This is a genomic window from Streptomyces sp. NPDC007264 (assembly GCF_042869095.1).
Lineage (GTDB): Bacteria > Actinomycetota > Actinomycetes > Streptomycetales > Streptomycetaceae > Streptomyces.
The window spans coordinates 288,994-311,338 of record NZ_JBIAFD010000003.1 but is presented as its reverse complement, the minus strand read 5'-3'; the positions used below and the strand labels follow the sequence as shown (position 1 = coordinate 311,338).

Annotated in this window: 24 protein-coding genes; 16 read left to right on the top strand and 8 right to left on the bottom strand. The window is 73.4% G+C overall.

The window, feature by feature from the left end:
* Positions 1-127: 127 nt before the first annotated feature.
* The 4 genes from ACFYMU_RS06455 to ACFYMU_RS06440 are packed head-to-tail and all read left to right on the top strand — an operon-like array spanning position 128 to position 3,616.
* Positions 128-1,054, top strand: a complete 927-nt coding sequence (locus tag ACFYMU_RS06455; RefSeq protein WP_388368684.1) for an ABC transporter ATP-binding protein — start codon at positions 128-130, stop codon at positions 1,052-1,054.
* Positions 1,051-1,791 (top strand): ABC transporter permease, encoded by a 741-nt coding sequence (locus tag ACFYMU_RS06450; protein WP_388368681.1) that lies wholly within the window; start codon positions 1,051-1,053, stop codon positions 1,789-1,791. Before ACFYMU_RS06455 ends, ACFYMU_RS06450 begins: the two co-directional genes overlap by 4 nt.
* Positions 1,788-3,005, top strand: coding sequence for a sensor histidine kinase (locus ACFYMU_RS06445; RefSeq protein ID WP_388368678.1), 1,218 nt, complete (start codon positions 1,788-1,790; stop codon positions 3,003-3,005). Before ACFYMU_RS06450 ends, ACFYMU_RS06445 begins: the two co-directional genes overlap by 4 nt.
* A complete protein-coding gene (locus ACFYMU_RS06440) occupies positions 3,002-3,616 on the top strand; it encodes a response regulator transcription factor (protein ID WP_388368675.1) in 615 nt (204 codons plus the stop codon). The genes ACFYMU_RS06445 and ACFYMU_RS06440 overlap by 4 nt, the downstream gene beginning before the upstream one ends.
* A gap of 100 nt (positions 3,617-3,716) precedes the next feature.
* Here ACFYMU_RS06440 and ACFYMU_RS06435 read toward each other — a convergent pair whose 3' ends face one another.
* Together ACFYMU_RS06435 and ACFYMU_RS06430 are read right to left on the bottom strand one after the other, a co-directional pair.
* Positions 3,717-4,568, bottom strand: a complete 852-nt coding sequence (locus ACFYMU_RS06435) for a transglutaminase-like domain-containing protein (protein ID WP_388368672.1) — start codon at positions 4,566-4,568, stop codon at positions 3,717-3,719.
* A 17-nt stretch (positions 4,569-4,585) separates the two neighbouring features.
* On the bottom strand, positions 4,586-5,626 hold the full coding sequence (locus ACFYMU_RS06430; RefSeq protein ID WP_388368669.1) for a GNAT family N-acetyltransferase: 1,041 nt from the start codon (positions 5,624-5,626) through the stop codon (positions 4,586-4,588).
* 140 nt (positions 5,627-5,766) lie between these two features.
* Here ACFYMU_RS06430 and fdxA point away from each other — a divergent pair, with 140 nt between their 5' ends.
* Together fdxA and ACFYMU_RS06420 are read left to right on the top strand one after the other, a co-directional pair.
* Positions 5,767-6,087, top strand: a complete 321-nt coding sequence (gene fdxA, locus ACFYMU_RS06425; RefSeq protein ID WP_043443616.1) for a ferredoxin — start codon at positions 5,767-5,769, stop codon at positions 6,085-6,087.
* 118 nt (positions 6,088-6,205) lie between these two features.
* Positions 6,206-7,345, top strand: coding sequence for a bifunctional succinyldiaminopimelate transaminase/glutamate-prephenate aminotransferase (locus tag ACFYMU_RS06420; RefSeq protein ID WP_388368666.1), 1,140 nt, complete (start codon positions 6,206-6,208; stop codon positions 7,343-7,345).
* A gap of 67 nt (positions 7,346-7,412) precedes the next feature.
* Here the strand turns inward: ACFYMU_RS06420 and ACFYMU_RS06415 are convergent, their stop codons facing one another.
* A complete protein-coding gene (locus tag ACFYMU_RS06415) occupies positions 7,413-7,877 on the bottom strand; it encodes an ATP-binding protein (protein WP_388368663.1) in 465 nt (154 codons plus the stop codon).
* Positions 7,878-8,238: 361 nt separating this feature from the next.
* Positions 8,239-9,198, bottom strand: coding sequence for a heavy metal transporter (locus ACFYMU_RS06410; protein ID WP_388368662.1), 960 nt, complete (start codon positions 9,196-9,198; stop codon positions 8,239-8,241).
* Positions 9,199-9,293: 95 nt separating this feature from the next.
* On the opposite strand from ACFYMU_RS06410, the gene dapE reads away from it, so the two are divergent.
* Together dapE and ACFYMU_RS06400 are read left to right on the top strand one after the other, a co-directional pair.
* Entirely contained in the window at positions 9,294-10,373 is a 1,080-nt protein-coding gene (gene dapE / locus ACFYMU_RS06405) for a succinyl-diaminopimelate desuccinylase (protein ID WP_388368660.1), read from the top strand.
* Between the two features lie 114 nt (positions 10,374-10,487).
* Positions 10,488-11,258: a TIGR00730 family Rossman fold protein gene (locus tag ACFYMU_RS06400; protein WP_388368657.1), complete on the top strand. Its 771-nt coding sequence runs from the start codon at positions 10,488-10,490 to the stop codon at positions 11,256-11,258.
* Between the two features lie 57 nt (positions 11,259-11,315).
* Here ACFYMU_RS06400 and folP read toward each other — a convergent pair whose 3' ends face one another.
* Positions 11,316-12,176 carry a dihydropteroate synthase gene (folP, locus tag ACFYMU_RS06395; RefSeq protein ID WP_388368655.1) on the bottom strand — a complete coding sequence of 287 codons (861 nt, stop codon included), beginning with the start codon at positions 12,174-12,176 and terminating at the stop codon, positions 11,316-11,318.
* 150 nt (positions 12,177-12,326) lie between these two features.
* Here folP and ACFYMU_RS06390 point away from each other — a divergent pair, with 150 nt between their 5' ends.
* Together ACFYMU_RS06390 and ACFYMU_RS06385 are read left to right on the top strand one after the other, a co-directional pair.
* Positions 12,327-12,674, top strand: a complete 348-nt coding sequence (locus tag ACFYMU_RS06390) for a DivIVA domain-containing protein (protein WP_388368652.1) — start codon at positions 12,327-12,329, stop codon at positions 12,672-12,674.
* Entirely contained in the window at positions 12,671-13,264 is a 594-nt protein-coding gene (locus ACFYMU_RS06385; protein ID WP_388368649.1) for a DNA-3-methyladenine glycosylase I, read from the top strand. Before ACFYMU_RS06390 ends, ACFYMU_RS06385 begins: the two co-directional genes overlap by 4 nt.
* A 107-nt stretch (positions 13,265-13,371) precedes the next feature.
* Here the strand turns inward: ACFYMU_RS06385 and ACFYMU_RS06380 are convergent, their stop codons facing one another.
* Positions 13,372-14,175: an enoyl-CoA hydratase/isomerase family protein gene (locus ACFYMU_RS06380; protein WP_388368647.1), complete on the bottom strand. Its 804-nt coding sequence runs from the start codon at positions 14,173-14,175 to the stop codon at positions 13,372-13,374.
* Between the two features lie 378 nt (positions 14,176-14,553).
* On the opposite strand from ACFYMU_RS06380, the gene ACFYMU_RS06375 reads away from it, so the two are divergent.
* Complete coding sequence (locus tag ACFYMU_RS06375; RefSeq protein WP_003966491.1) at positions 14,554-14,721, top strand: DUF3117 domain-containing protein; 168 nt, start codon at positions 14,554-14,556, stop codon at positions 14,719-14,721.
* Positions 14,722-14,826: 105 nt separating this feature from the next.
* Here the strand turns inward: ACFYMU_RS06375 and ACFYMU_RS06370 are convergent, their stop codons facing one another.
* Positions 14,827-15,525 (bottom strand): O-methyltransferase, encoded by a 699-nt coding sequence (locus ACFYMU_RS06370; RefSeq protein ID WP_388369158.1) that lies wholly within the window; start codon positions 15,523-15,525, stop codon positions 14,827-14,829.
* Between the two features lie 223 nt (positions 15,526-15,748).
* On the opposite strand from ACFYMU_RS06370, the gene sigE reads away from it, so the two are divergent.
* From sigE to ACFYMU_RS06345, 5 genes are all read left to right on the top strand, one after another.
* On the top strand, positions 15,749-16,447 hold the full coding sequence (sigE, locus tag ACFYMU_RS06365) for an RNA polymerase sigma factor SigE (RefSeq protein WP_388369156.1): 699 nt from the start codon (positions 15,749-15,751) through the stop codon (positions 16,445-16,447).
* A complete protein-coding gene (locus ACFYMU_RS06360; protein ID WP_388368644.1) occupies positions 16,444-17,445 on the top strand; it encodes an anti-sigma factor family protein in 1,002 nt (333 codons plus the stop codon). The genes sigE and ACFYMU_RS06360 overlap by 4 nt, the downstream gene beginning before the upstream one ends.
* A gap of 137 nt (positions 17,446-17,582) precedes the next feature.
* Complete coding sequence (locus tag ACFYMU_RS06355) at positions 17,583-19,487, top strand: trypsin-like peptidase domain-containing protein (RefSeq protein WP_388368641.1); 1,905 nt, start codon at positions 17,583-17,585, stop codon at positions 19,485-19,487.
* Positions 19,488-19,686: 199 nt separating this feature from the next.
* Positions 19,687-20,130, top strand: a complete 444-nt coding sequence (locus ACFYMU_RS06350; protein ID WP_388368638.1) for a sec-independent translocase — start codon at positions 19,687-19,689, stop codon at positions 20,128-20,130.
* A gap of 296 nt (positions 20,131-20,426) precedes the next feature.
* A complete protein-coding gene (locus ACFYMU_RS06345; protein ID WP_388368635.1) occupies positions 20,427-21,083 on the top strand; it encodes a hypothetical protein in 657 nt (218 codons plus the stop codon).
* 102 nt (positions 21,084-21,185) lie between these two features.
* Here ACFYMU_RS06345 and ACFYMU_RS06340 read toward each other — a convergent pair whose 3' ends face one another.
* Entirely contained in the window at positions 21,186-22,319 is a 1,134-nt protein-coding gene (locus tag ACFYMU_RS06340; protein WP_388368633.1) for an Mrp/NBP35 family ATP-binding protein, read from the bottom strand.
* Positions 22,320-22,345 lie beyond the last annotated feature (26 nt).

Below are 22,345 nucleotides of genomic sequence, written 5' to 3'. Positions count from 1 at the left end.
CCGACCGCGGGGGCGCCCACCGGGCGCCCCCGCCGCCGTGTCACCCGGTCCGCATGACATCCGTCATCCCGCGGTCGGGATGGTCGGCACTGCCGGGGCCCGGGCCCCGGCGGCCACGATGGACGCCATGACGACGACAGCGACGACCACCGACACCCCGGTGGTCGGATTCGATCAGGTGAGCAGGACGTACGGGGACGTACGGGCCGTGGACCGGCTCACGCTCCAGCTGCACCCGGGCGAGACCGTGGCACTGCTCGGGCCGAACGGGGCGGGCAAGTCGACCACGCTCGACCTGCTCCTCGGGCTCAGGCGCCCGGACAGCGGCTCGGTCCGGGTGTTCGGGACCAGCCCGCGCGAGGCCGTCGTCGCCGGGCGTGTCGGCGCCATGCTGCAGAGCGGCGGGCTGATGGACGAGGTCACGGTCGCCGAACTGGTCGCCCTCGCCTGCGCCCTGCACCCGAAGGCGTACCAGGTCACCGATGTGCTCGCCCGCGCGGGCATCACGCAGATCGCCGACCGCAAGGTCGACAAGCTCTCCGGCGGCCAGGCCCAGCGGGTCCGCTTCGCCCTCGCCACCGCCGGCGCCAACGACCTGATCGTGCTCGACGAGCCCACGACCGGCATGGACGTCTCGGCCCGCCAGGCGTTCTGGGCCACCATGCGGGAGCAGGCCGACCAGGGGCGTACGGTCCTGTTCGCCACGCACTACCTCGAAGAGGCCGACGCCGTCGCGGACCGTGTGCTCGTGCTGCACCGCGGGCGGCTCCTCGCCGACGGCACCGCCGCCGAGATCAAGGCGAAGGCCGGCGCCCGCCGCGTCTCCTTCGACCTCAGGGGCCCGATCGACGAGGCCCCGCTGCGCGCGCTGCCCTTCCTGACCTCGATCGACATCTCCGGGCAGACCGTACGCATCCAGTCGTCCGACGCCGACGCGACGGTCCACGCGCTGTACGGACTCGGCGTCCACCCCCGCAATCTCGAAGTCGCCGGGCTCGGGCTCGAGCAGGCGTTCGTCGCCATCACCGCGGCCGAGGAGGCCAAGCAGTCATGAGCAGTCTGATCAGGCTCGAACTGATCCGCGCCCTGCGCAACCGCAAGTTCCTCTTCTTTTCCGTGATCTACCCGTCGGTCCTGTTCCTGCTCATCGCGGGCAACGCCGACAGCACCACGAAGGTCGACGGCAGCGGCCTGACCGTCCCGGCCTACATGATGGTCTCCATGGCCTCCTTCGGGGCCCTCACCGCCGTCCTGATGGGCAACAGCGAGCGCATCGCCAAGGAGCGCGAGGGCGGCTGGGTACGGCAGCTGCGGCTGACCACCCTGCCGGGCCGCGGCTACGTGCTCGCCAAGACCGCCGGCGCCGCCGTCGTCAGCCTGCCGTCCGTCGTCATCGTCTTCGTGGTCGCCGCGGCCGTGAAGGACGTGCGCCTGCACACCTGGCAGTGGTTCGCGCTGACCGGCTCCGTCTGGGCCGGCAGCCTCGTCTTCGCCGCCCTCGGTGTCGCCCTCGGCTACCTCGCCACCGGCGACGCGGTCCGCCCGATCACCATGATCACCTACTTCGGTCTGTCGATACTCGGCGGTCTGTGGATACCGGCGACGACCTTCCCCGGCTGGCTGCAGTCCCTGGCGAAGTGGCTGCCCACGCACGCGTACGCCGCCCTGGGACAGGCGATCGAGCAGAGCCGGGCCCCGCACACCGCGGACCTCGCGGTCCTCGTCGTCTCCTTCGTCGTGTTCGCGGGTGGAGCGGCCTGGCTGTACCGGAAGGACACGCTGAAGGCGTGAGCGCCGTGACGGAAGACCTGGAGACCGAAGAGGCCCGGACGGAGCGGCTGATGCGCAGGGGGCAGTCACCCCGCAACGTGCGCGACCTCCTGCGCAAGTCGCTGTGGATCGGCATCTGGCTCGTGTTCCTCAGCTCGCCCGTCCAGGACCTGGCCTCCGGCCGCCACACCACGGGCGGCACCGTGGCGGGCTGGCTGGGCCTCGCGGCCTTCGTCGGCGGATATCTGACGCTGGTCTTCAGGAACCTGGGCAGTCCGTTCTCCCAGCTGGTCGTCGGCGGCGTCATCGCCGTCCTCGGCGTGCTCGCCGTCGTGCTGTGCCTCACGCTCGGCCCGCCCTGGCTCGGCCTGTTCGTGTACGTCTCCGTGGCGTGCGGGGCGGCCCTGCCACTGCGGACGGCGTACGCGGCGATCCCGGCGACGGCCGCCGTGATGCTGCTCGTCGGGCTGCACGGCGGCGAGAAGGACGCGCGGAACCTGGTCCTCCTGGTGCTGCTCATCGGCTACGCCATGACCGGTGTCGGACAACTAATCCGCACCACGATCGAGTTGCGCAGGGCCCGCGCCACCGTCGCCCAGCTCGCCGCCAACGAGGAGCGGCTGCGGCTGGCCCGTGACCTGCACGACCTGCTCGGCCACTCCCTCTCCCTGATCACGCTGAAGAGCGAGCTGGCCGGCCGCATGCTCCCCGACCACCCGGACAAGGCGGCCCAGCAGGTCGCCGACATCGAGAAGGTCAGCCGCCAGGCCCTGGTCGACGTCCGCGAGGCCGTGACCGGCTACCGGCGGCCCCGGCTGTCCGGGGAACTCGCGGGGGCCCAGGTGGCGTTGACGGCGGCCGGCGTCACCCCCCGGCTGCCCGCCGAACCCGACCTCGCCGGGGTTCCCGAGGAGAGCGAGTCCGCGCTGGCCTGGGCGCTGCGCGAGGCGGTCACCAATGTCGTGCGGCACAGCGGGGCCCGGCGCTGCACGGTGGAACTGGTGCACCGCCAGACCCTCGACGGCCCGATGCTGGAGCTGGTGGTGGAGGACGACGGTCCGGGGGGCCCGGGCGGCGGTCCGGGCAACGGTCTGACGGGGCTGGGGGAGCGCCTGGAGAAGGCCGGCGGGACGCTGGAGGCGGGGGGCACGAAGAGGGGGTTCCGGCTCACGGCGCGGGTGCCGGTGACGGCCGGGACGGCCGCGCCCGGGGACACCGTAGGATCCGGGGCATGAGCCGCACGATCAAGGTCCTGCTCGCCGAGGACCAGTCGATGGTCCGGGAGGCGCTGGCCGCGCTGCTCGGCCTGGAGGACGACATCGAGGTCGTCGCCCAGGTCGCCCGCGGGGACGAGGTGCTGGCGGCGGCGCACGCCCACCAGGTCGACGTGGCGCTCCTCGACATCGAGATGCCCGGCGCCACCGGCATCGAGGCGACGGCCCAGCTGCAACGGGAACTGCCAGAACTCAAGGTGGTCGTCCTGACCACGTTCGGGCGCCCCGGCTATCTGCGCTCCGCGATGGAGGCGGGCGCCGCCGCGTTCCTGGTGAAGGACGCGCCCGCGGCCCAGCTCGCCGAGGCGGTGCGCAAGGTGCTCGCCGGGGAGCGCGTCATCGACCCCACGCTGGCGGCGGCCGCCCTGGCCGACGGGGCCAACCCGCTGACCGACCGCGAACGCGAGGTGCTGCGCGCGGCGGCCGACGGGTCGACCAACGCGGAACTGGCCGCCGCCCTGCACCTGTCCCAGGGCACGGTCCGCAACTACCTCTCCACGGCGATCCAGAAACTGGCCGTCCGCAACAGGGCGGAGGCGGTCCGCATCGCCCGCGAGAAGGGCTGGCTCTAGTGCCCCGGCAGGCAACCTATGCCGGTCGAGGAGCGGCTGACCAGCAGCCACGGCAGACGCCGCCGCTCCCGTAGCCCCCCGTAGCGGCCTTCACGGCCGGTCAGTTGAGCCGTGCCCGCGCCGCCCGCGCCTGCCCCCGCACCCGTTCGGCCGCCGTCTCGTCCACGCCCGACACCAGCTCGGCGTACGCGTCGAGCTCCGCCGCCCCCCGCAGGAAATCCCCGCGCTGGACCAGGAGCTGGGCGTGCTCGTGGCGCAGCCGCGCCGGATGCGACGGCAGCAGCAGCGACAACTCGACGGCCCACAGGGCGACATCCGACCGTTCGGGCCGGGCGGCGGCCCACGCACGTACGTTGTTGAGGATCCGCAGCACCACGGCGAGCGGATCGGCGGGCGTGAGCATCGACGGGTCGAGCGGCGCGCCCGTGGCGCCCGCGACCAGCAGCTCGGCGTCGCTTCCCGTCAGTATCCGGCCGCCGTCGAAGGGGTCGGCCAGCACCCGGTCCTCCGCCGGCCCGAACCCGACGACGAAGTGCCCGGGCAGGGCGACCCCGTACACCGGCGCACCCGCCCGCCGCGCCACCTCCATCCACACCACCGACAGCAGGATCGGCAGCCCGCGGCGGCGCCGCAGCACCTCGTGCAGCAGTGAGGACTCCAGGCGCTGGTAGTCCGCGGCGGTGCCGTGGAAGCCGCAGCGCCCGCCGAGGACGTCCGCCAGCGCGCCGGCCCAGGCCCGCGGCCCGCCCGGCGCGAACGGCAGCAGTCCGGCCAGCCGGTCCAGCTCGATCTGCGCGGCGTCCGTCCCGGCCTCGTCCAGCGTTCCGTCGGCCGCCGCACCCACGAGCAGGCACAGCGTCACGAGGTCGGGCCGTTCGGAGCGCGCCTCGTCGCCGAACAGCCGCCGCACCTCGTCGGCCCGCTCAGGCTCCGGGGGATGGGGAGGACGCATGGCAGTCCCGGCACCTCTCACGCCGCCGGCCCGGAGCCGGCGGCCGCCGCGCCACCCGCGTCCGGTCCGTCCGGCTCCCTGTAGTGGTGATACGCATGGTGCACCCGGAAGCCCAGCTTCGCGTACAGCACCCGCGCACCCTCATTGTCCGCCTCCACCTGGAGCCACGCCGCCGAGGCGCCCTCCTGAAGGGCCTGCCGGGCCAGCGCGGCCATCACGGCCGAGGCCAGCCCCCGGCGGCGCCGGGCCGGATCCACCTCGATCGCCGCGAAACCGGCCCACCGCCCGTCCACCACACACCGGCCGATCGCCGCGGGAGGGTCACCCGGCGCGCCCGGGACCGTCGCGAACCACACCGAGGGCCCGCCGCTCAGCACCTTCAGGGCCACCTCGCTCATCCCCTTGCGCCGGTACCGGGCCAGCCACGCCGCGTCGGCCGTGCGCGAGAGCGTCACCCCGGGCGCCTCGCGGTCCGCCACCGGCGCCAGCGTGCCGACCAGCAGCTCCGCGGTCACCTCCCGCGTCCACCCGTGTGCCGTCAGCTCCGCGCACAGCCGCTCCTGTGTGCCCTGCGTCCCGGTCGCCGCCTGCACGTAGGCGGGCAGCCCCCGGGCCGCGTACCAGCGCCTCACGACCGCCAGCGCCTCCTCCAGCGGCAGCCCGGGGTCGCCGAGCGGCAGCACGGAGTTGGCCCGGCGGGTGAATCCCGAGGCGGCCCGCAGCTCCCACGCGCCCAGCCGCTCCCGCTCCACCGGCGGCCAGGCCCGGTCGGTGATCCGCGCCAGCTCCTCGTACGAGGCGGCGGGGCCTCTGCGACGGGCGGGCGCCGCGGGAACCACCTTGCCCGCGACCAGGGAGGACTCCTGGACGGGTACGCTCTGCCCGTCCCGCCGTGTGATCAGCAGCACACCGTCGTCCCATGATGTGAGAACTCCGACCGTGTCGGTGAACTTCTCACTCTCGGCGGCATGTTGGTTCCATCGCCGCACGGAGACGCGTTTGCCCACGTCAGCAGCCGTGATACGGACCTCGAGCCGTCCGCCCCCAGCGAATTCCACGGGTCGGTTCACCCCTCCTGTTCGGATCATGCCCAGGAACGGAGATACTAGGTGCGGGCATCGACGACGCCGCGCTCCCGCGCGCCAGGCGGCGGAGCCTGAGGAGGCCCGCCAGCGCCCTACCGAGGAGGAACGACAGCGTGACCTACGTCATCGCAGAGCCTTGTGTCGACGTCAAGGACAAGGCGTGCATCGAGGAGTGCCCGGTCGACTGCATCTACGAGGGCCAGCGGTCCTTGTACATCCACCCGGACGAATGCGTCGACTGCGGAGCCTGTGAGCCGGTGTGCCCGGTCGAGGCGATCTTCTACGAGGACGACACTCCCGAGGAGTGGAAGGACTACTACAAGGCGAACGTCGAGTTCTTCGACGAGCTCGGCTCGCCCGGCGGCGCGAGCAAGCTGGGGCTGATCGAGCGCGACCACCCCTTCATCGCGGCGCTGCCCCCGATGAACCAGTAAGCGGCCGCACCCATGTGCCGTCTCGGTCCCGTACGGTGCCCGCACCGCACGGGACCGAGGCGTTTGGCGGCCGTACGTCCCGCCGGGCGCCCCCGTACCAGAAAGTGAGCCCGATTCCGTGTCCGCACGCACCGACCCCCCTTCCGCCGCCCGCCGGCGCCCGTCCGCGGAGTCGCTGCGCGACCGCCTTCCCGACTTCCCCTGGGACAGGCTGGAGCCGTACAAGAAGACGGCCGCGGCGCACCCGGGAGGGATCGTCGACCTGTCCGTCGGCACCCCGGTCGACCCGGTCCCCGAGCTGATCCGCAAAGCGCTCGTCGCGGCGGCGGACTCCCCGGGCTACCCGACCGTCTGGGGCACGCCGGAGCTGCGGGACGCGATCACGGGCTGGGCGGAGCGCCGCCTCGGTGCACGGGGCCTGACCCACCGGCACGTGCTGCCGGTCGTCGGCTCCAAGGAGCTCGTCGCCTGGCTGCCGACCCAGCTGGGGCTCGGCCCCGGCGACCGGGTCGCCCACCCGCGCCTGGCCTACCCGACGTACGAGGTCGGCGCCCGTCTGGCGCGCGCGGACCACGAGGTCTACGACGATCCGACACGGCTCGACCCGCGGGGCCTGGGGCTGCTGTGGCTCAACTCCCCGTCGAACCCCACCGGCAGGGTGCTCGGCAAGGAGGAGCTGACCCGGATCGTGTCCTGGGCGCGGGAGCACGGCGTCCTGGTCTTCTCCGACGAGTGCTACCTCGAACTTGGCTGGGAGGGCGACCCCGTCTCGGTGCTGCACCCGGACGTCTGCGGCGGCTCGTACGAGGGCATCGTCGCGGTCCACTCCCTGTCCAAGCGGTCGAACCTGGCGGGCTACCGGGCGGCGTTCGTCGTGGGCGACCCCTCGGTCCTCGGCCCGCTCCTGGAGATCCGCAAGCACGGCGGCATGATGACGCCCGCGCCGACGCAGGCGGCGGCGGTGGCCGCGCTGGGCGACGACACGCACGTCCACGAGCAGCGCGAGCGCTACGCGGCCCGCCGTTCGGCGCTGCGTGACGCGCTCGTGCGGCACGGCTTCCGCATCGAGCACAGCGAGGCCGGCCTGTACCTGTGGGCGACCCGCGACGAGTCCTGCTGGGAGACGGTGTCCCACCTCGCCGATCGGGGCGTCCTGGTCGCTCCCGGTGACTTCTACGGCCCGGCGGGCGACAGGTTCGTGCGGGTGGCGCTGACCGCGACCGACGAACGCGTCGCGGCTGCGGTGGAACGGCTGTAGGACCGGGACAGGGCACGGCGGGGTCCGGGCACGCCCCGACCCCGCCGCGGCAGGAACCCCCGGAGTCTCAGCCGCCCAGCGGCAGCCCCTTGAGCGGCAGCTGCTGCGTCGGCAGCCCGCCGCCCGGCGCCGTCTTCGTGGCGTCACCGAGCAGACCGCCGGTCTGCCCCGCGGCGTCCCCGGCCACCTTCTGGGCGACCGGCGCCGCCGTCCTGACGACCTTCGCGCCGGTCCTGCTCGCGGCGGGCACGGCCTGCTCGGCCGCCCTGCCGCCGGCCTTGACCGCCGAGCCACCGGCGTCACTCGCGATCCCGGTGACCTTCTGGGCCGCGCCGTCGACCTTGCGGGCGGCGCCGTCGACGGTGGTGCCGGCCTGCACGCCGTCCAGGGCGGTCAGCCCGCCGAGGTTCGGGGCGGCCGGCAGATCGGCCGTCGCCGCGCAGGCGGAGCCGGCCGCACCGACCACGGGCGCCGCTCCCGCTGCGATCAGCAGCGCGGCACGGGCGATCCGGCGGGTCAGAGGCAGGGACATGATGCTCCTTAGACGGAAGACAACGATGAAGTGCCCGACTGCGCCCGGGAGTTGACCGTTCGACCGTTCCGGGCTCGGACGCAGTGACTACCGCTCGAAGCCCGGGAAGGTTGCGGTGGCCTCATGTAAAGAATTGGTAATGCGTCGCATTATCGGGTGGGGAGGAAATCGGGCAAACGGCATCCGCGGGGAAAGCCTGCCGAATCCTTACAGCACCATGTTTTCAAGGGACTCCCCGGATGCCGCGGCGGCCGTGCGGCAAACGGCGCGGCCCCTTGGCGAGGCGCGCCGCGCATTACCCGGACGAGCGAGGTCTCGTACTTCTGCCCGGACGACGCCGGGGTGATCCGAACGAGGGGGCCTACTGGTCCCCGGTGACGATCCGGACCTCGCCGGCCGGTGCCTTCGCGTCGGATCCACCGGTCGGGCGCCATTCGCCGGCATACCCCCCGCGCGACCACTCGCGGCCCTCGAAGGACACGCGCGCGATGTGCAGCGCCGAGGCGTTGGCCACGGCCCAGTGCGCCAGCTCCCAGCCGCGCCGGCGGGTGTCGCCCGAGGCGGCGGACGACCGGGACAGCGGGATGGTCACCGCGCCCGCGGCGGTGCCCGCCGTGGCCGTGGGGGACGGCGCCGACTGCCGGGAGCCCACCTGCGCGCCGGCCGTCTGCAGCACATCGCGCCCGAAGTCCCGTACGAGCGCGGCCCGCACCGCGTCCGGGCCGCCGGTGCCGTCCGGCGCCGGGCGCCCCACGCAGGTCAGTGTGGCCGGCGCCCGGCCGGTGAGCGCGGCGGCCAGCAGACCGGCGTCCGGCTCGTGCTTCGCGTACGCCTCCGGGTAGCCGCTGTGCTGCACGCGCTGGGCGGCGACGGTCAGCGGCAGGCGTCGGTAGCCGGGCACCTTGGCCAGGTGCTCGTAGAACTCCCCCGCCGCGTACGTCGGGTCCATGATCTGCTTCCTGCTGCCCCAGCCCTGCGAGGGACGCTGCTGGAACAGACCGAGCGAGTCACGGTCGCCGTGCTCGATGTTGCGCAGGCCCGACTCCTGCAGCGCTGTCGCGAGCGCGATGGTCACCGCGCGCTCCGGCATGCCGCGGGTGGTGCCGACGGCGGAGATCGTCGCCGCGTTGACCGCCTGCTCCGGCGTGAAGTCGTACGACGATCCGTCCCCCGCGCCCGACACGACCGTGCACTTCGGCGCGCCCGTGCCGGTGAGGTACTGGACGGCGAGATAGCCCGCGACGGCAAGCAGGACCATGACGGCCGCCCCGAAACGGAGAAGGCGGCCGCGCCGGGCGGGAGAAGGTGACGGCTCTGGCACGCGTACAAGGTACTGGAGGGGTCCTCAGAAGGCGCCCGGGGCTGTGGACAGCCGGTGTGGCGGCCGGGCCGGTCCGGCGCGTTAGGGTCGACGGCATGGCCGATACCCCGCTTGACCTCACGCTGGACGCCGCGCGGCTCACCGCGCAGCTCGTCGACTTCCCCTCCGAGAGCGGCAGCGAGAAGCCCCTCGCGGACGCGGTCGAAACGGCGCTGCGCGCCCTGCCGCACCTGACGGTCGACCGGTACGGCAACAACGTCGTGGCCCGGACGCACCTGGGCCGCGCCGAGCGGGTGATCCTGGCCGGTCACATCGACACCGTCCCCATCGCGGGCAACGTCCCCTCGCGGCTGGACGAGGACGGCGTCCTGTGGGGCTGCGGCACCTGCGACATGAAGTCGGGCGTCGCCGTCCAGCTGCGCATCGCGGCGACGGTCCCCGAACCCAACCGCGACCTCACGTTCGTCTTCTACGACAACGAAGAGGTCGACGCCCACCTCAACGGCCTGAAGCATGTGTCCGAGGCCCACCCCGAGTGGCTGGAGGGCGATTTCGCGGTGCTGCTGGAACCCTCCGACGGCCAGGTCGAGGGCGGCTGCCAGGGCACGCTGCGGATCCTGCTGAGGACCAGGGGCGAGCGGGCCCACTCGGCCCGCGGCTGGATGGGCTCCAACGCGATCCACGCCGCGGCCCCGATCCTGGCCCGCCTGGCCGCCTACCAGCCGCGGTACCCGGTGATCGACGGCCTGGAGTACCGGGAGGGGCTCAACGCGGTCGGCATCACCGGGGGCGTGGCCGGCAACGTGATCCCCGACGAGTGCGTCGTCACCGTGAACTTCCGCTACGCCCCGGACCGCGGCGAGGAGGAGGCCGTCGCGCACGTGCGCGAGGTGTTCGCGGACTGCGGGGTGGAGGAATTCGTCGTGGTCGACCACAGCGGGGCCGCGCTGCCCGGCCTCACGCACCCGGCCGCGGCGGCGTTCATCGAGGCCGTCGGCGGCACCCCGCAACCCAAGTACGGCTGGACGGACGTGTCCCGCTTCAGCGCGCTGGGCGTGCCCGCGGTCAACTACGGCCCGGGCAACCCGCACTTGGCGCACAAGCGGGACGAGCGCGTGGAGACGGCGAAGATCCTCGCCGGGGAGGAGCGGCTGAGGGCCTGGCTGACGTCCTGACCCGCCGTCCCGGGGACGGCATGGCGCTTCATGGCGGACATGCACAGGTCCTCCTTCCGTAACCCGCGTGGATCTACGCTGGGGTGGAACGACCCCCGAAGGGAGGGAGCGCCCATGGCCACCGGCACACCCGAGGGTGAGAAGGTGCCGCCCAAGGAGCAGCGGCTCGGTCCCGAGTTGCGCAGACGGGCCCAGGTGAAGGCGAGCACCACGGATCAGCGGCTGCTGGACGCGGCCGGCCCCTCGGACTGGGTCCACACCGACCCCTGGCGCGTTCTGCGCATCCAGTCGGAGTTCATCGAGGGTTTCGGCACGCTGGCCGAACTCCCTCCGGCCATCAGCGTGTTCGGCTCGGCGCGTACACCGGTGGACTCGTCCGAGTACGAGGCGGGGGTGCGGCTCGGGCGCGGCCTGGCCCAGGCGGGCTGGGCGGTCATCACGGGCGGCGGCCCGGGCTCGATGGAGGCGGCGAACAAGGGCGCGTGCGAGGCGAAGGGGGTCTCGGTCGGCCTCGGCATCGAGCTGCCCTTCGAGCAGGGCCTGAACCCCTACGTGGACATCGGCCTGAACTTCCGGTACTTCTTCGTCCGGAAGATGATGTTCGTGAAGTATGCGCAGGGCTTCGTGGTCATGCCCGGGGGCGTCGGCACCCTGGACGAGTTCTTCGAGGCCCTGACCCTGGTGCAGACCCAGAAGGTGACGCGCTTCCCGATCGTCCTGTACGACTCGTCGTACTGGGGCGGCCTGGTCGACTGGCTCAAGAACACCCTGGTGGCGCAGGGCAAGGCCGCCGAGAAGGATCTGCTCCTGTTCCACGTGACGGACGACGTGGACGAGGCGGTGGCCCTGGTCTCGAAGGAAGCCGGCCGCCAGGCACCGGCCTGACCCCGGGCACCGTGCCACCCGCGGGGGCGTGCCAGGTGCCGGGACCCGCACCCCGCCCTAGGCCAGCCCCCGCCGTGCCACCGCCGGCGGGCGGTGTCCGGCGATGGACGCCACCATGTCCAGCACCTGCCGCGTCTCCGCCACCTCGTGCACGCGGTACACCCGCGCCCCCAGCCACGCCGACACCGCCGTCGTCGCCAGGGTGCCCAGCACCCGCTCCTTCACCGGCTTGTCCAGCGACTCGCCCACGAAGTCCTTGTTGGACAGCGACACCAGCACCGGCCACCCCGTGGCGACCATCTCGTCCAGCCGCCGCGTCGCCTCCAGGCTGTGGCGCGTGTTCTTCCCGAAGTCATGGCCCGGATCGATCAGCACCGACTCGCGCGGCACCCCGAGGGCCACCGCACGCTCGGCCAGCCCCAGCGTGACCTCCAGGATGTCGGCCATGACGTCGTCGTACACCACCCGGTGCGGACGCGTCCGCGGCTGCGCGCCCCCCGCATGCGTGCACACCAGCCCCACCCCGTGGCGCGCCGCGACCTCCGCGAGCCGTGGATCGACCCCGCCCCACGCGTCGTTGAGCAGGTCCGCACCCGCCTCGCACACCGCCTCGCCCACCTCGTGCCGCCAGGTGTCCACGCTGATCACCACGTCGGGGAAGCGGCGTCGCACCGCGGCGACGAAACCGACCGTCCGCCGCGCCTCCTCCTCGGCCGTCACCTCGTCGCCCGGACCGGCCTTGACCCCGCCGATGTCGATGATCGCGGCGCCCTCCGCCACGGCCTGTTCCACGCGCGCGAGGGCGGGCTCGTCGCGGAACGTGGCCCCCTGGTCGTAGAAGGAGTCCGGAGTCCGGTTCACGATCGCCATGATCACCGGCTCGTGCGCGCCGAATTCCCGCCTGCCCAGCCTGAGCATCCGCTGTGACCTCTTCCCGAACGTCCGTTGTCCCGCCGCCTGCGACCTTAGTTGTCAGCGTCCCATGGCACGATCGGACCCAGACACTTTCGACATGGCACTTCCGCGTCGGCGCCCAGCGCGCCGGCACCGAGCGTGGGGACCTCAGTGATGTTCATGTTCTTCTTCCTGGTCGTCGCGCTCGCCGTCGTGGTGGCCGCGGTGACCCTGGCCGTGGTGGGCGGCGGCGAGAGCGCCCCCCTGCCGGAGGCGGCACCGGAGCGGTTCGACGACCCGCTCCCGCCGGACCGCCCGGTCGGCCGGGCGGACGTGGAGAGCCTGCGCTTCCCCCTCACGCTCCGCGGCTACCGCATGGCGGACGTGGACGACGCCCTGGGCCGCCTCGGCGCCGAGATCGCCGAGCGGGACGCCCGCATCGCCGACCTGGAGGCCGCGCTCGCCGGCGCCTACGCCGCCGGAGCCCGCAGGGACGACCGGGACCAGGGGGCGCAGCAGTGAGCGGCGCGGCCCTGGCCGGACCCGACGGCGTGCTGCGCTGCCCCTGGGCCGTGTCGAGCGGGGACTACATGAGCTACCACGACGAGGAGTGGGGCCGCCCGGTCCACGGTGACGACGCGCTGTACGAGCGGCTCTCCCTGGAGGCGTTCCAGTCGGGCCTGTCGTGGATCACGATCCTGCGCCGCCGTGAGGGCTTCCGCGCGGCCTTCGCCGACTTCCGGATCGCCGAGGTGGCCGCCTTCACGGAGGCCGACCGGGAGCGCCTGCTGGCCGACCCCGGCATCATCCGCAATCGCGCCAAGATCGAGGCGACGCTCGCCAACGCGCGCGTGCTGGCCGACTGGGCGCCGGGGGCGCTGGACGAGCTGATCTGGTCCCACGCCCCCGACCGGGCCTCCCGCCCCGTGCCCAGGACCCTCGCGGACGTCCCTGCGGTCACGGACGAGTCGGCGGCCCTGTCGAAGGCGCTCAAGAAGCGTGGCCTGCGGTTCGTGGGCCCCACGACGGCCTACGCGCTGATGCAGGCGTGCGGACTGGTCGACGACCACGTGGAGGCGTGCGCCTCCAGGAGTGTGCCGTCCGGCGGCTGAGCACCGCACGCCGCGCGGGGCGGCCGGGAGCGGGCCGGCCCGGCCGCCCCGCGCGGCGCCGGGCGGGCGCGTGCGGCACGACCCCGGAGCGTCCGCCCGGCCGCGGCTCATCGGCCCAGGTACTTGGGCTTCTCCTTGTCGATGAACGCCTGCACCGCGATCGCGTGGTCCTCGGAGGCCCCGGCCCGCGCCTGCAGCTCGTCCTCCTTGTCCAGGGTCTCCTCCAAGGTGTGCGTGAGGCCGTACGCCACCGCCTCCTTGAGCGCCGCGTAGGCCACCGTCGGCCCCTCGGCGAGCGCCCGTGCGACCTTCTCGGCCTCCGCCCGCAGCTCGGCCGCGGGAACGACCCGGTTGGCGATCCCCAGCTCGTACGCGTCCTGTGCGCTGATGGTGCGCGGGAAGAGCAGCAGGTCGGCGGCGCGCCCGGGTCCCACGACGCGGGGCAGTGTCCACGAGACGCCCGAGTCCGCGGTGAGCGCGACCCCCGCGAACGACGTGTTGAACGACGCGGTGTCCGCCACGATCCGGTAGTCGGCGGCCAGCGCGAACCCGAACCCGGCCCCGGCGGCGACCCCGTTCACCGCGGCCACCACCGGCTTGGCCGCACCGGCCAGCGCCCGGACGATCGGGTTGTAGTGGTCGCGCACGGTGCTCATGGTCCGGCCGGAGCCCGTCTCCCGGTCGGAGGCCAGCAGCCCGATGTGCTCCTTGAGGTCCTGGCCCACGCAGAACGCCCGCTCCCCGGCCGCGGTGAGCAGGATCGCCCGCACCTTCTGGTCGTCCGCGGCGGACTCCAGCGCGTCCCGGAAGGCGACCTTGGTCGCGATGTTCAGTGCGTTCATCGCCTCGGGACGGTTCAGCGTGATCGTCGCGAGTCCGTCGCTCACCTCGTAGCGCACGGTGTCGGCCATGGTCGGTCCCCTCCGGTGTCGCGGCTCCGGCGTACCGGTCGGTACGCCCTGCGTCCGAAGACAGCATGGCGGAGATCCCCGGCCAGGGAACGGACCCGACGTGTGACCTGCGTCAAAGAATTTCCGTCCGTATACGGCCGGGTGACGTCGGTGCAGGGGCGCAGTATCACAGGCACATCGCCGAATTGAGTGGTTTTGCTCGCGCGTGTTGCCCAAGCGATGCCGACCGATGTTGGTCATCAGGTCCTGAGATGCGGGATAATGGCTTGGAAGCAATGTGTTCGATGCCGGTGTCGCGTGTCCCCCGAAGGGCCGTGTGCCCTCTTTGAGGGGGCGTTGTCGGCAGACGATGAGCTGGTTTCAGGAAGGGGAACGAGCATGGCGGCCATGAAGCCGCGGACGGGCGACGGCCCGCTCGAGGTGACCAAGGAGGGGCGGGGCATCGTCATGCGCGTTCCGCTCGAAGGCGGCGGTCGGCTCGTTGTCGAGCTGACCCCTGACGAGGCTGACGCGCTCGGCGACGCCCTCAAGAAGGTCGTCGGCTGACGCGCAAGCGGACCCCATCTTTCGGCTGCCCCGGCATCGTAGACGGTGCCGGGGCAGCCTGCTGTGGTGGGTGATCCGTGGACACGACCCGGGTGCGCCGCGCGCTCAGCGTTTGACCACGCACAGCAGCCCGTCGCCCACCGGCAGCAGCGAGGGCGCCAGATCCGTGCTCTCCCGGACCGTGCGCAGCAGCTCCCGCAGCCGCAGCACCTCGGTGGGCTGCGGTCCCGAGTCCACGGTGCGGCCGTGGGCGAAGACGCCCTCGAAGACGACGAGCCCGCCCGGACGCAGCAGGCGCAACGATTCAGCGAGGTAGTCCAGGACCTCGAGCCGGTCGCCGTCGCAGAAGACGAGGTCGTAGCCGGCGTCCGCGAGCCGGGGCAGCACGTCCAGGGCGCGACCCGGGATGAACCGGGCCCGGTTGCTCGCGAAGCCGGCGGCGCGGAGGGCGTGGCGGGCGAACTGCTGGTGCTCCGGCTCCGGGTCCACGGTGGTCAGGACGCCGTCGGGCCGCATGCCGTGCAGCAGGTGGATCCCGGAGACGCCGCACCCGGTGCCGATCTCCGCCACCGCCTTCGCGTCCACGGTGGCGGCGAGCAACCGCAGGGCCGCGCCCGTGCCGGGCGACACCGAGCGCAGCCCCGCCTCACGGGCCCGCTCGCGGGCCCAGCGCAGCGCGTCGTCCTCGGCGACATAGGCGTCGGCGAACGCCCAGCTCGTCTGCCGGTTGCCGGTAATGACCCTCTCCTGTCCCCGCGATTGCCTGGGCGTGACTGTATCCGTTGGCGGCGGGAACCAGCAGATGGGACCAGGCGTTGAGAAGGGTGGAAAGAACAGCGGGGCACGACGGGGGCGGCGGATGGACCTGGAGGGCGAGCGGGTTCCGACGCAGTCGCATCAGCGCTCAACAAATTCTCGCAAAACCGCTTATCCGGAGCTAACGGGCGAGGTCGCTATGGTAGGGGCTCCACTGGACACCACCAGAGCCGACAGGGGAGGTGCGGCTGCGCCTGTGGATCGGGGAGGAGTGCTGCGGCGCTTCCTCAGGCCGTCGGGTGAGCCGAAATCCGTGACCGACATCGCTGACACGCACCACGCTGCCGAGACCGCGCAGACCGCGACCTTCGCCACCGACGCGGACTCGCAGACGTGGACTCCGCCCTCCTGGGAGGAGATCGTCAGCACGCACAGCGGCCGGGTCTACCGGCTGGCGTACCGCCTCACCGGAAACCAGCACGACGCCGAGGACCTGACCCAGGAGGTCTTCGTCCGGGTCTTCCGCTCCCTGTCGACGTACACGCCCGGCACCTTCGAGGGCTGGCTGCACCGCATCACCACGAACCTGTTCCTGGACATGGTCCGGCGCAAGCAGCGCATCCGCTTCGACGCGCTCGGCGAGGACGCGGCCGAGCGGCTGGCGAGCCGCGAGCCCACCCCGCAGCAGGTCTTCAACGACGCGCACTTCGACGCCGACGTCCAGCAGGCCCTGGACACCCTCGCGCCCGAGTTCCGCGCGGCCGTCGTGCTGTGCGACATCGAGGGACTGTCGTACGAGGAGATCGCCGCGACCCTGGGCGTCAAGCTCGGCACGGTGCGCTCCCGGATCCACCGCGGCCGCTCGCAGTTGCGCAAGGCTCTCGCGCACCGCTCGCCCGAGGCCCGCGCCGAGCGCCGGTCCTTCCTGCCTCGGGTGCCCGCGCTGGGGGGAGGAGGCGCGCCCGCGTGAGTGGATCCCGTCGCCCCACACCGGCCGAGCAGCACCTGGGAGACCGGCTCTCCGCCCTGGTGGACGGAGAGCTGGGTCATGAGACGCGCGAGCGCGTGCTGGCCCACCTGGCCACGTGCGCGAAGTGCAAGGCCGAGGCCGACGCGCAGCGCCGGCTGAAGAACGTCTTCGCGGAGGCGGCCCCCCCGCCGCCCTCCGAGAGCTTCCTGGCCCGCCTCCAGGGCCTGCCCGCGGGAGGCGGCCTGGAGGGCGGCGGCGGCACGCCGCTCGGCGGGGGAGGGCTCGGCAGAAGGCTTCCGCCGGCCGCCGGGCCGCTCTCGGACCCCGGCGTCTTCGGAGTGAGGGGCGAGTCCTTCGGCTATCTCCCCTCGGGACCGCACGCCGCGGCGCTGTCCGCCGCCGAGGACCGGGCCCTGGCCGGGGACCGCGGTTTCCGTATCCATCCCGTCGGCCGTCCGGACGAGCGGCCCTCCTCACGGGGGCTGCGGTTCGCGTTCGCCGCCGCGGGCGCCGTGTCGCTGGCCGCGATCGCGCTCGGCGGAGTGTCCACGGGCGCGACGACCGGCGCGGGCGTGGAGGCACGCGGCGGCACCGGGACCGGAAGCAATGCGACCCCCGTGCGCTCACCGGGGACAGGCAGTGCCACGGCGCCCGACACCCAGCGCCGCCGCACCGTCGCCGCCGGGCCCTTCCTGGGGCAGCGCACGCTCGGCCAGACGCCCTCCGTGGTGACCACGGCGGCCTCGGCGCCCCTGCTGCCCGCCGCTCCGGCCCCGGCCCTGCGGGAATCCTCGGAGATGCGGGTCCTGACCACCCCCGTGGTGGCCGGAGCCGCCGCCATGTCCCCGCTCATACGCCCGCTCACCGAGGCGGCACCGCTCACGCTGACCTCGTGGTCGGCCACCCCGCAGCTCAGGGCCCCCGGGCTGTCGGCCGCGCCGCTGCCGGCCGCGTCCGCCGACGCGTCCCCCAGTCCGACCCCGCACCGTACCCACTGAACCGGTCGTCTGCGCGGCGGCCCGGGAACCTGATTGAATCCATGGAGATTGCGCCCGCAGCTGCGTTCCGGGCGCGGAACCGAGAAGCCAGCGGCGACCCCGGCGCCGCCGCGCCGCGGGCCGGGTGTGGGGAGAGCATGAACGAGGGGAAGCCGGTCCCTGCGGACCCTGCGAGGGAAGCCGGGCCGGGCCCGGGCGAAGGGTCCGCCGGTGACGGCGAGCCGGGCGGCCGCATCGCCGGTGCGCCGGCGCGCGGTGAGGTCAATGCCGAGGGGGACTTCGAACTGGAGCGCCCGGCCCCGGCCACGGCCCCGGCCCCGGTGAACCCGGGGAGCGGGGGCGCGGCCGACGCCGCCACCCCCGGTGCCGGTGGAGCGGGCGGCACCGAGCAGGAAGGCTCCACCAGCGGTGAGGGGGGCGCCTCCCGGCAGCCGGACGCGGATGTGTACGGCACTCCCGCCGACCGTCCCCAGCCCCTCCACGACCCCGACCCGTACGGCACGCCGCCCTACGGTCAACCGGGCCCCTGGGCCCCCGCTCCCCCCGTCCAGCACCCGGCGGCCACCCCCGCCCACGGAACGGCTGTCCCCCCGTTCACGACGCAGGGCGCCCCGATGCCCCCGGCCCAGGCCCAGGCCCAGGCCCAGGCCCCGGTGCCGTCCGCGGTGCCGGACGCCCCGGCCCCCGGCATGCCCGTGCCCGGCACGGCGGTCCCCGCCGGAACGGCCCCCGATCTGACGCCCGCGCCCCTCGCGGCCGGCGTGCAGCCCGCCGGCGCGGCGGACGCCCCGACGGCGGCCGCTCCCGCTCCCGCTCCCGCTCCCGCTCCCGCCTCCGCGTACCCGGCCACCCCCTGGCAGAACTACGACCCCTGGGCGGCCCAGGGCCCCCTCCAGCAGAACGGCGCCCCGGTCGTCGGCCGGGAGCAGCGGACCAGGCGGGCCAGGAAGACGCTCGTGCTCGGGGCCGTCCTGATCGCGCTGGTGGCCGGCGGCGTCGGCGGCGCCGTCGGGGTGGTCGTGGAGCGCGACGGCGGGGTCGGTGACGTCAGGCTGCCGCAGGCCGGCGAGGAGCCCCGGGGGCGCGCCCCGGACAGCGTGGCCGGGATCGCCGCCCGCGCACTGCCGAGCGTGGTGACCCTGCACGTCAAGGGCGCCGACACCGCGGGCACCGGCACCGGGTTCGTCCTCGACGATCGGGGACACATCCTCACCAACAACCACGTCGTCGAACCCGCCGCGGACGGTGGCCGGATATCCGTGACCTTCAACGGCGGCGAGACCGCCAAGGCCACCGTCGTCGGCCGGGACAGCGGCTACGACCTCGCCGTCGTCAAGGTCGGCGGTGTCAGCGGCCTGCGGCCCATGCCCCTCGGCAACTCCGACAACGTCCAGGTCGGTGACCCGGTCGTCGCCATCGGTGCCCCCTTCGACCTCGCCGGCACCGTCACCTCGGGGATCATCAGCGCCAAGGAGCGGCCCATCACGGCCGGCGGGGAGAAGGGCGACGGAAGCGACGTCTCGTACGTCGACGCCCTGCAGACCGACGCCCCCATCAACCCGGGCAACTCCGGCGGCCCCCTGCTCGACGCCAAGGGCCGTGTCGTCGGCATCAACTCCGCCATCCGCTCCGCCGACAGCGCGTCGGACCAGGGCGGCCAGGCGGGGTCGATCGGGCTGGGCTTCGCGATACCGGTCAACCAGGCCAAGCGGGTCGCCGAGGAGCTGATCAACACCGGCAGGGCCACCCACCCGGTGATCGGTGTGACCCTCGACATGGACTACTCGGGTGACGGCGCCCGGGTCGGCGCGAAGGGCACGGACGGCGGCTCCGCGGTCACTCGGGGCGGCCCCGGCGACAAGGCCGGCATCGAGCCCGGCGACGTCATCACGGACGTCGACGGGGTGCGCGTCCACTCCGGAGAGGAACTCATCGTCAGGACCCGGGCGCACCGCCCCGGCGACCGCCTGGAGCTGACCGTCAGCCGCGACGGCCGGAGCCGGACGATCACGCTCGTGCTCGGCTCGGCGGGCGGCGGCTGACACGAACCCTGCGGGCGGGTGTCGGCGACGTGCCCGCCCGGGCGAACAACCCGGAAAACCCGCCGTGCACACGCGGTCCGGACGCAGGTGCGGTACCGGTCCGGCGGGAACGGCGGGTACCGTGGATCCGGCCCGGACCACGGAAGACCCGCACAGACCACCGAGGGCCGAGGACCGAGGACATCGCAAGGAGCTTCAGGTGTTCAATGACATAGGACCGCTCGAGCTGGTGACGCTCGTTGTCCTCGCCGTGCTCGTCTTCGGTCCGGACAAGCTCCCGAAGATGATCCAGGACGTCACACGCACCATTCGCAAGATCCGCGAGTTCTCCGAGAGCGCCAAGCAGGACATCCGCGACGAACTGGGTCCGGAGTTCAAGGACTTCGAGTTCGAGGACCTCAACCCCAAGACGTTCGTCCGCAAGCAGCTGGACAGCGACGACCTGGGGATCAAGGAGATCCGCAACGGCTTCGACCTGAAGAAGGAGATGGCCGAGGTCACGGACGCCGTGCACGGGCGTGAGCCCGAGCCGCCGTCGGCCTCCTCATCCCAGGCGTCCGCCTCGGGTTCCGTCGACATGACGAAGAAGCCCGAGAACACCGACACGCACGAGCACCCGCCCTTCGACGCGGACGCCACCTGAGCCGTCGCGGACGCGCCTGAGCCGTCGCGGACGCGCCTGAGCCGCCCAGGGACGCGCCTGAGCCGCCCGGGGACGCCGGCCGCCGTCGTCCGTGGACGCCCGGCCGAAGCCGCCCGGGGGCGTGCGGGCGATGGCCGTATTGCGACGTGCGGAGGGCCGTACGCGCCGGGCGTTTTCCTGCAGCTCGCAACCCTGTGGTTATGCTGCCGAGTTGTTGCGCGGACCGTTTGTGAGCGAGGACGCCCGTGGGGGGCGGGCCGCTCGGGTCCGACGAGAGCGAGGAGGCGTCCGGGCACATGGAGACGACGAGTCGGGTGGGCGCACAGGCGCCGGCCGCGGAGGGCGAACGGCAGTTCCCCTTCGCCCGGCGCACGGTCGACGGCTACCTCCGGGCGTCCTTCCCGTGGTACGGCCTCGACGAGGCGTTCACGGGACCGCGCTGGCTGATGCAGGTGGGAACCTCGGCCGACGGCGCCGTGGAGCACGGTTCGATCGGGCACGGCGACGAGCCGTCCGTGCCGAACGAGGCCACCGAGGACAAGGAGCGGTTCGCGGTCGTGGTGACGGTCGCGGCCAACCCCGTACGGCGCAGCCCGGACGGCACGGGCCTGCTGGAAGCCACGTCGGTCGCCTCCGCGGCCTGGCTGGCGGGCGTGGGGCTGCTGGCGTTCACCTGGCCCCGGCAGCTGGACCACAGCCTCCGGGACGACTGGCTGGACCAGCAGACCGAGACGGCGTGGGTCCTCGCGGACGACCTGGCCGGGCCCGACTGGTCCACCCTCTCGCTGCCCGTGGACGGCGTTCCGACGCCGTTCCACTACCGCGAGTCCGAGTTCGGCTGGGTGCTCGCGGGCTCCACGCAGGCCGGGGTGCACGTGGGGGCGTACGGCAGGGGCATGAGCGCCTACGGGCTCGGTTTCGCCGCGATCAAGGACATCGCCGCCTACGCCTAGGCGGCCCGCGCACAGCACGGGGGCAACGCCGTACGGCGCTGCCCCCGTCGCGGGACATCGTGCCCGCGGGCCGCCGGCCCCCGCGGGCCGCTCCGGAACGCGCTAGAACTTGTTCTTCGGGGTGATCCCCAGGGACAGGCCCGCCAGGCCGCGCTGCCGCCCTCCCAGCTTGCCCGCGATGGCGCGCAGGGCGGAGCCGGCCGGGGACTGCGGGTCCGTGAGGACCACGGGCCTGCCCTCGTCGCCGCCCTCGCGCAGCCGGACGTCGATGGGGATGGAGCCGAGGACCGGGACCGTCGCACCCGTCGTCCGGGTCAGGCCGTCCGCGACCAGCTGGCCGCCGCCCGTGCCGAAGACGTCGACCATCTCGCCGCAGTGCGGGCAGGGCAGTCCCGACATGTTCTCGACCACGCCCACGATCTTCTGGTGGGTCTGGACGGCGATGGCCCCGGCCCGCTCCGCGACCTCGGCGGCCGCCTGCTGCGGGGTGGTCACCACCAGGATCTCCGCGTTCGGGATCAGCTGCGCGACCGAGATCGCGATGTCGCCGGTGCCCGGCGGCAGGTCGAGCAGCAGCACGTCCAGGTCCCCCCAGAAGACGTCGGCGAGGAACTGCTGGAGCGCGCGGTGCAGCATCGGGCCGCGCCAGACGACCGGCGCGTTGCCCGGGGTGAACATCCCGATGGAGATGACCTTCACACCGTGGGCGGACGGCGGCATGATCATGTTCTCGACCTGGGTCGGGCGGCCGTCCGCACCCAGCATGCGCGGCACGCTGTGGCCGTAGATGTCGGCGTCCACGACACCGACCTTCAGCCCGTCGGCCGCCATCGCCGCCGCCAGGTTCACCGTGACGGAGGACTTGCCCACGCCGCCCTTGCCGGAGGCCACCGCGTACACGCGGGTGAGGGAGCCCGGCTTGGCGAACGGGACCTCGCGCTCGGTCTGGCCGCCGCGCAGCGCGGTCGCCAGCTCGCGGCGCTGCTCGTCGCTCATCACGTCGAGCGTGACGTCGACGCGGGTGACGCCCTCGACACGGGAGACGGCCTCGGTGACGCGCCGCGTGATCGTGTCGCGCATGGGACAGCCCGAGACCGTCAGGTACACGGTGACCGCGACCGCTCCGTCCGCGCCGATCTCCACCGATTTGACCATTCCCAGTTCGGTGATGGGTCGCTGGATCTCGGGGTCGTTCACCGTCGCCAGTGCCTCGCGCACCGCGTCTTCCGTAGCCATAAGGACGATGGTACGGCGCCGGGGGC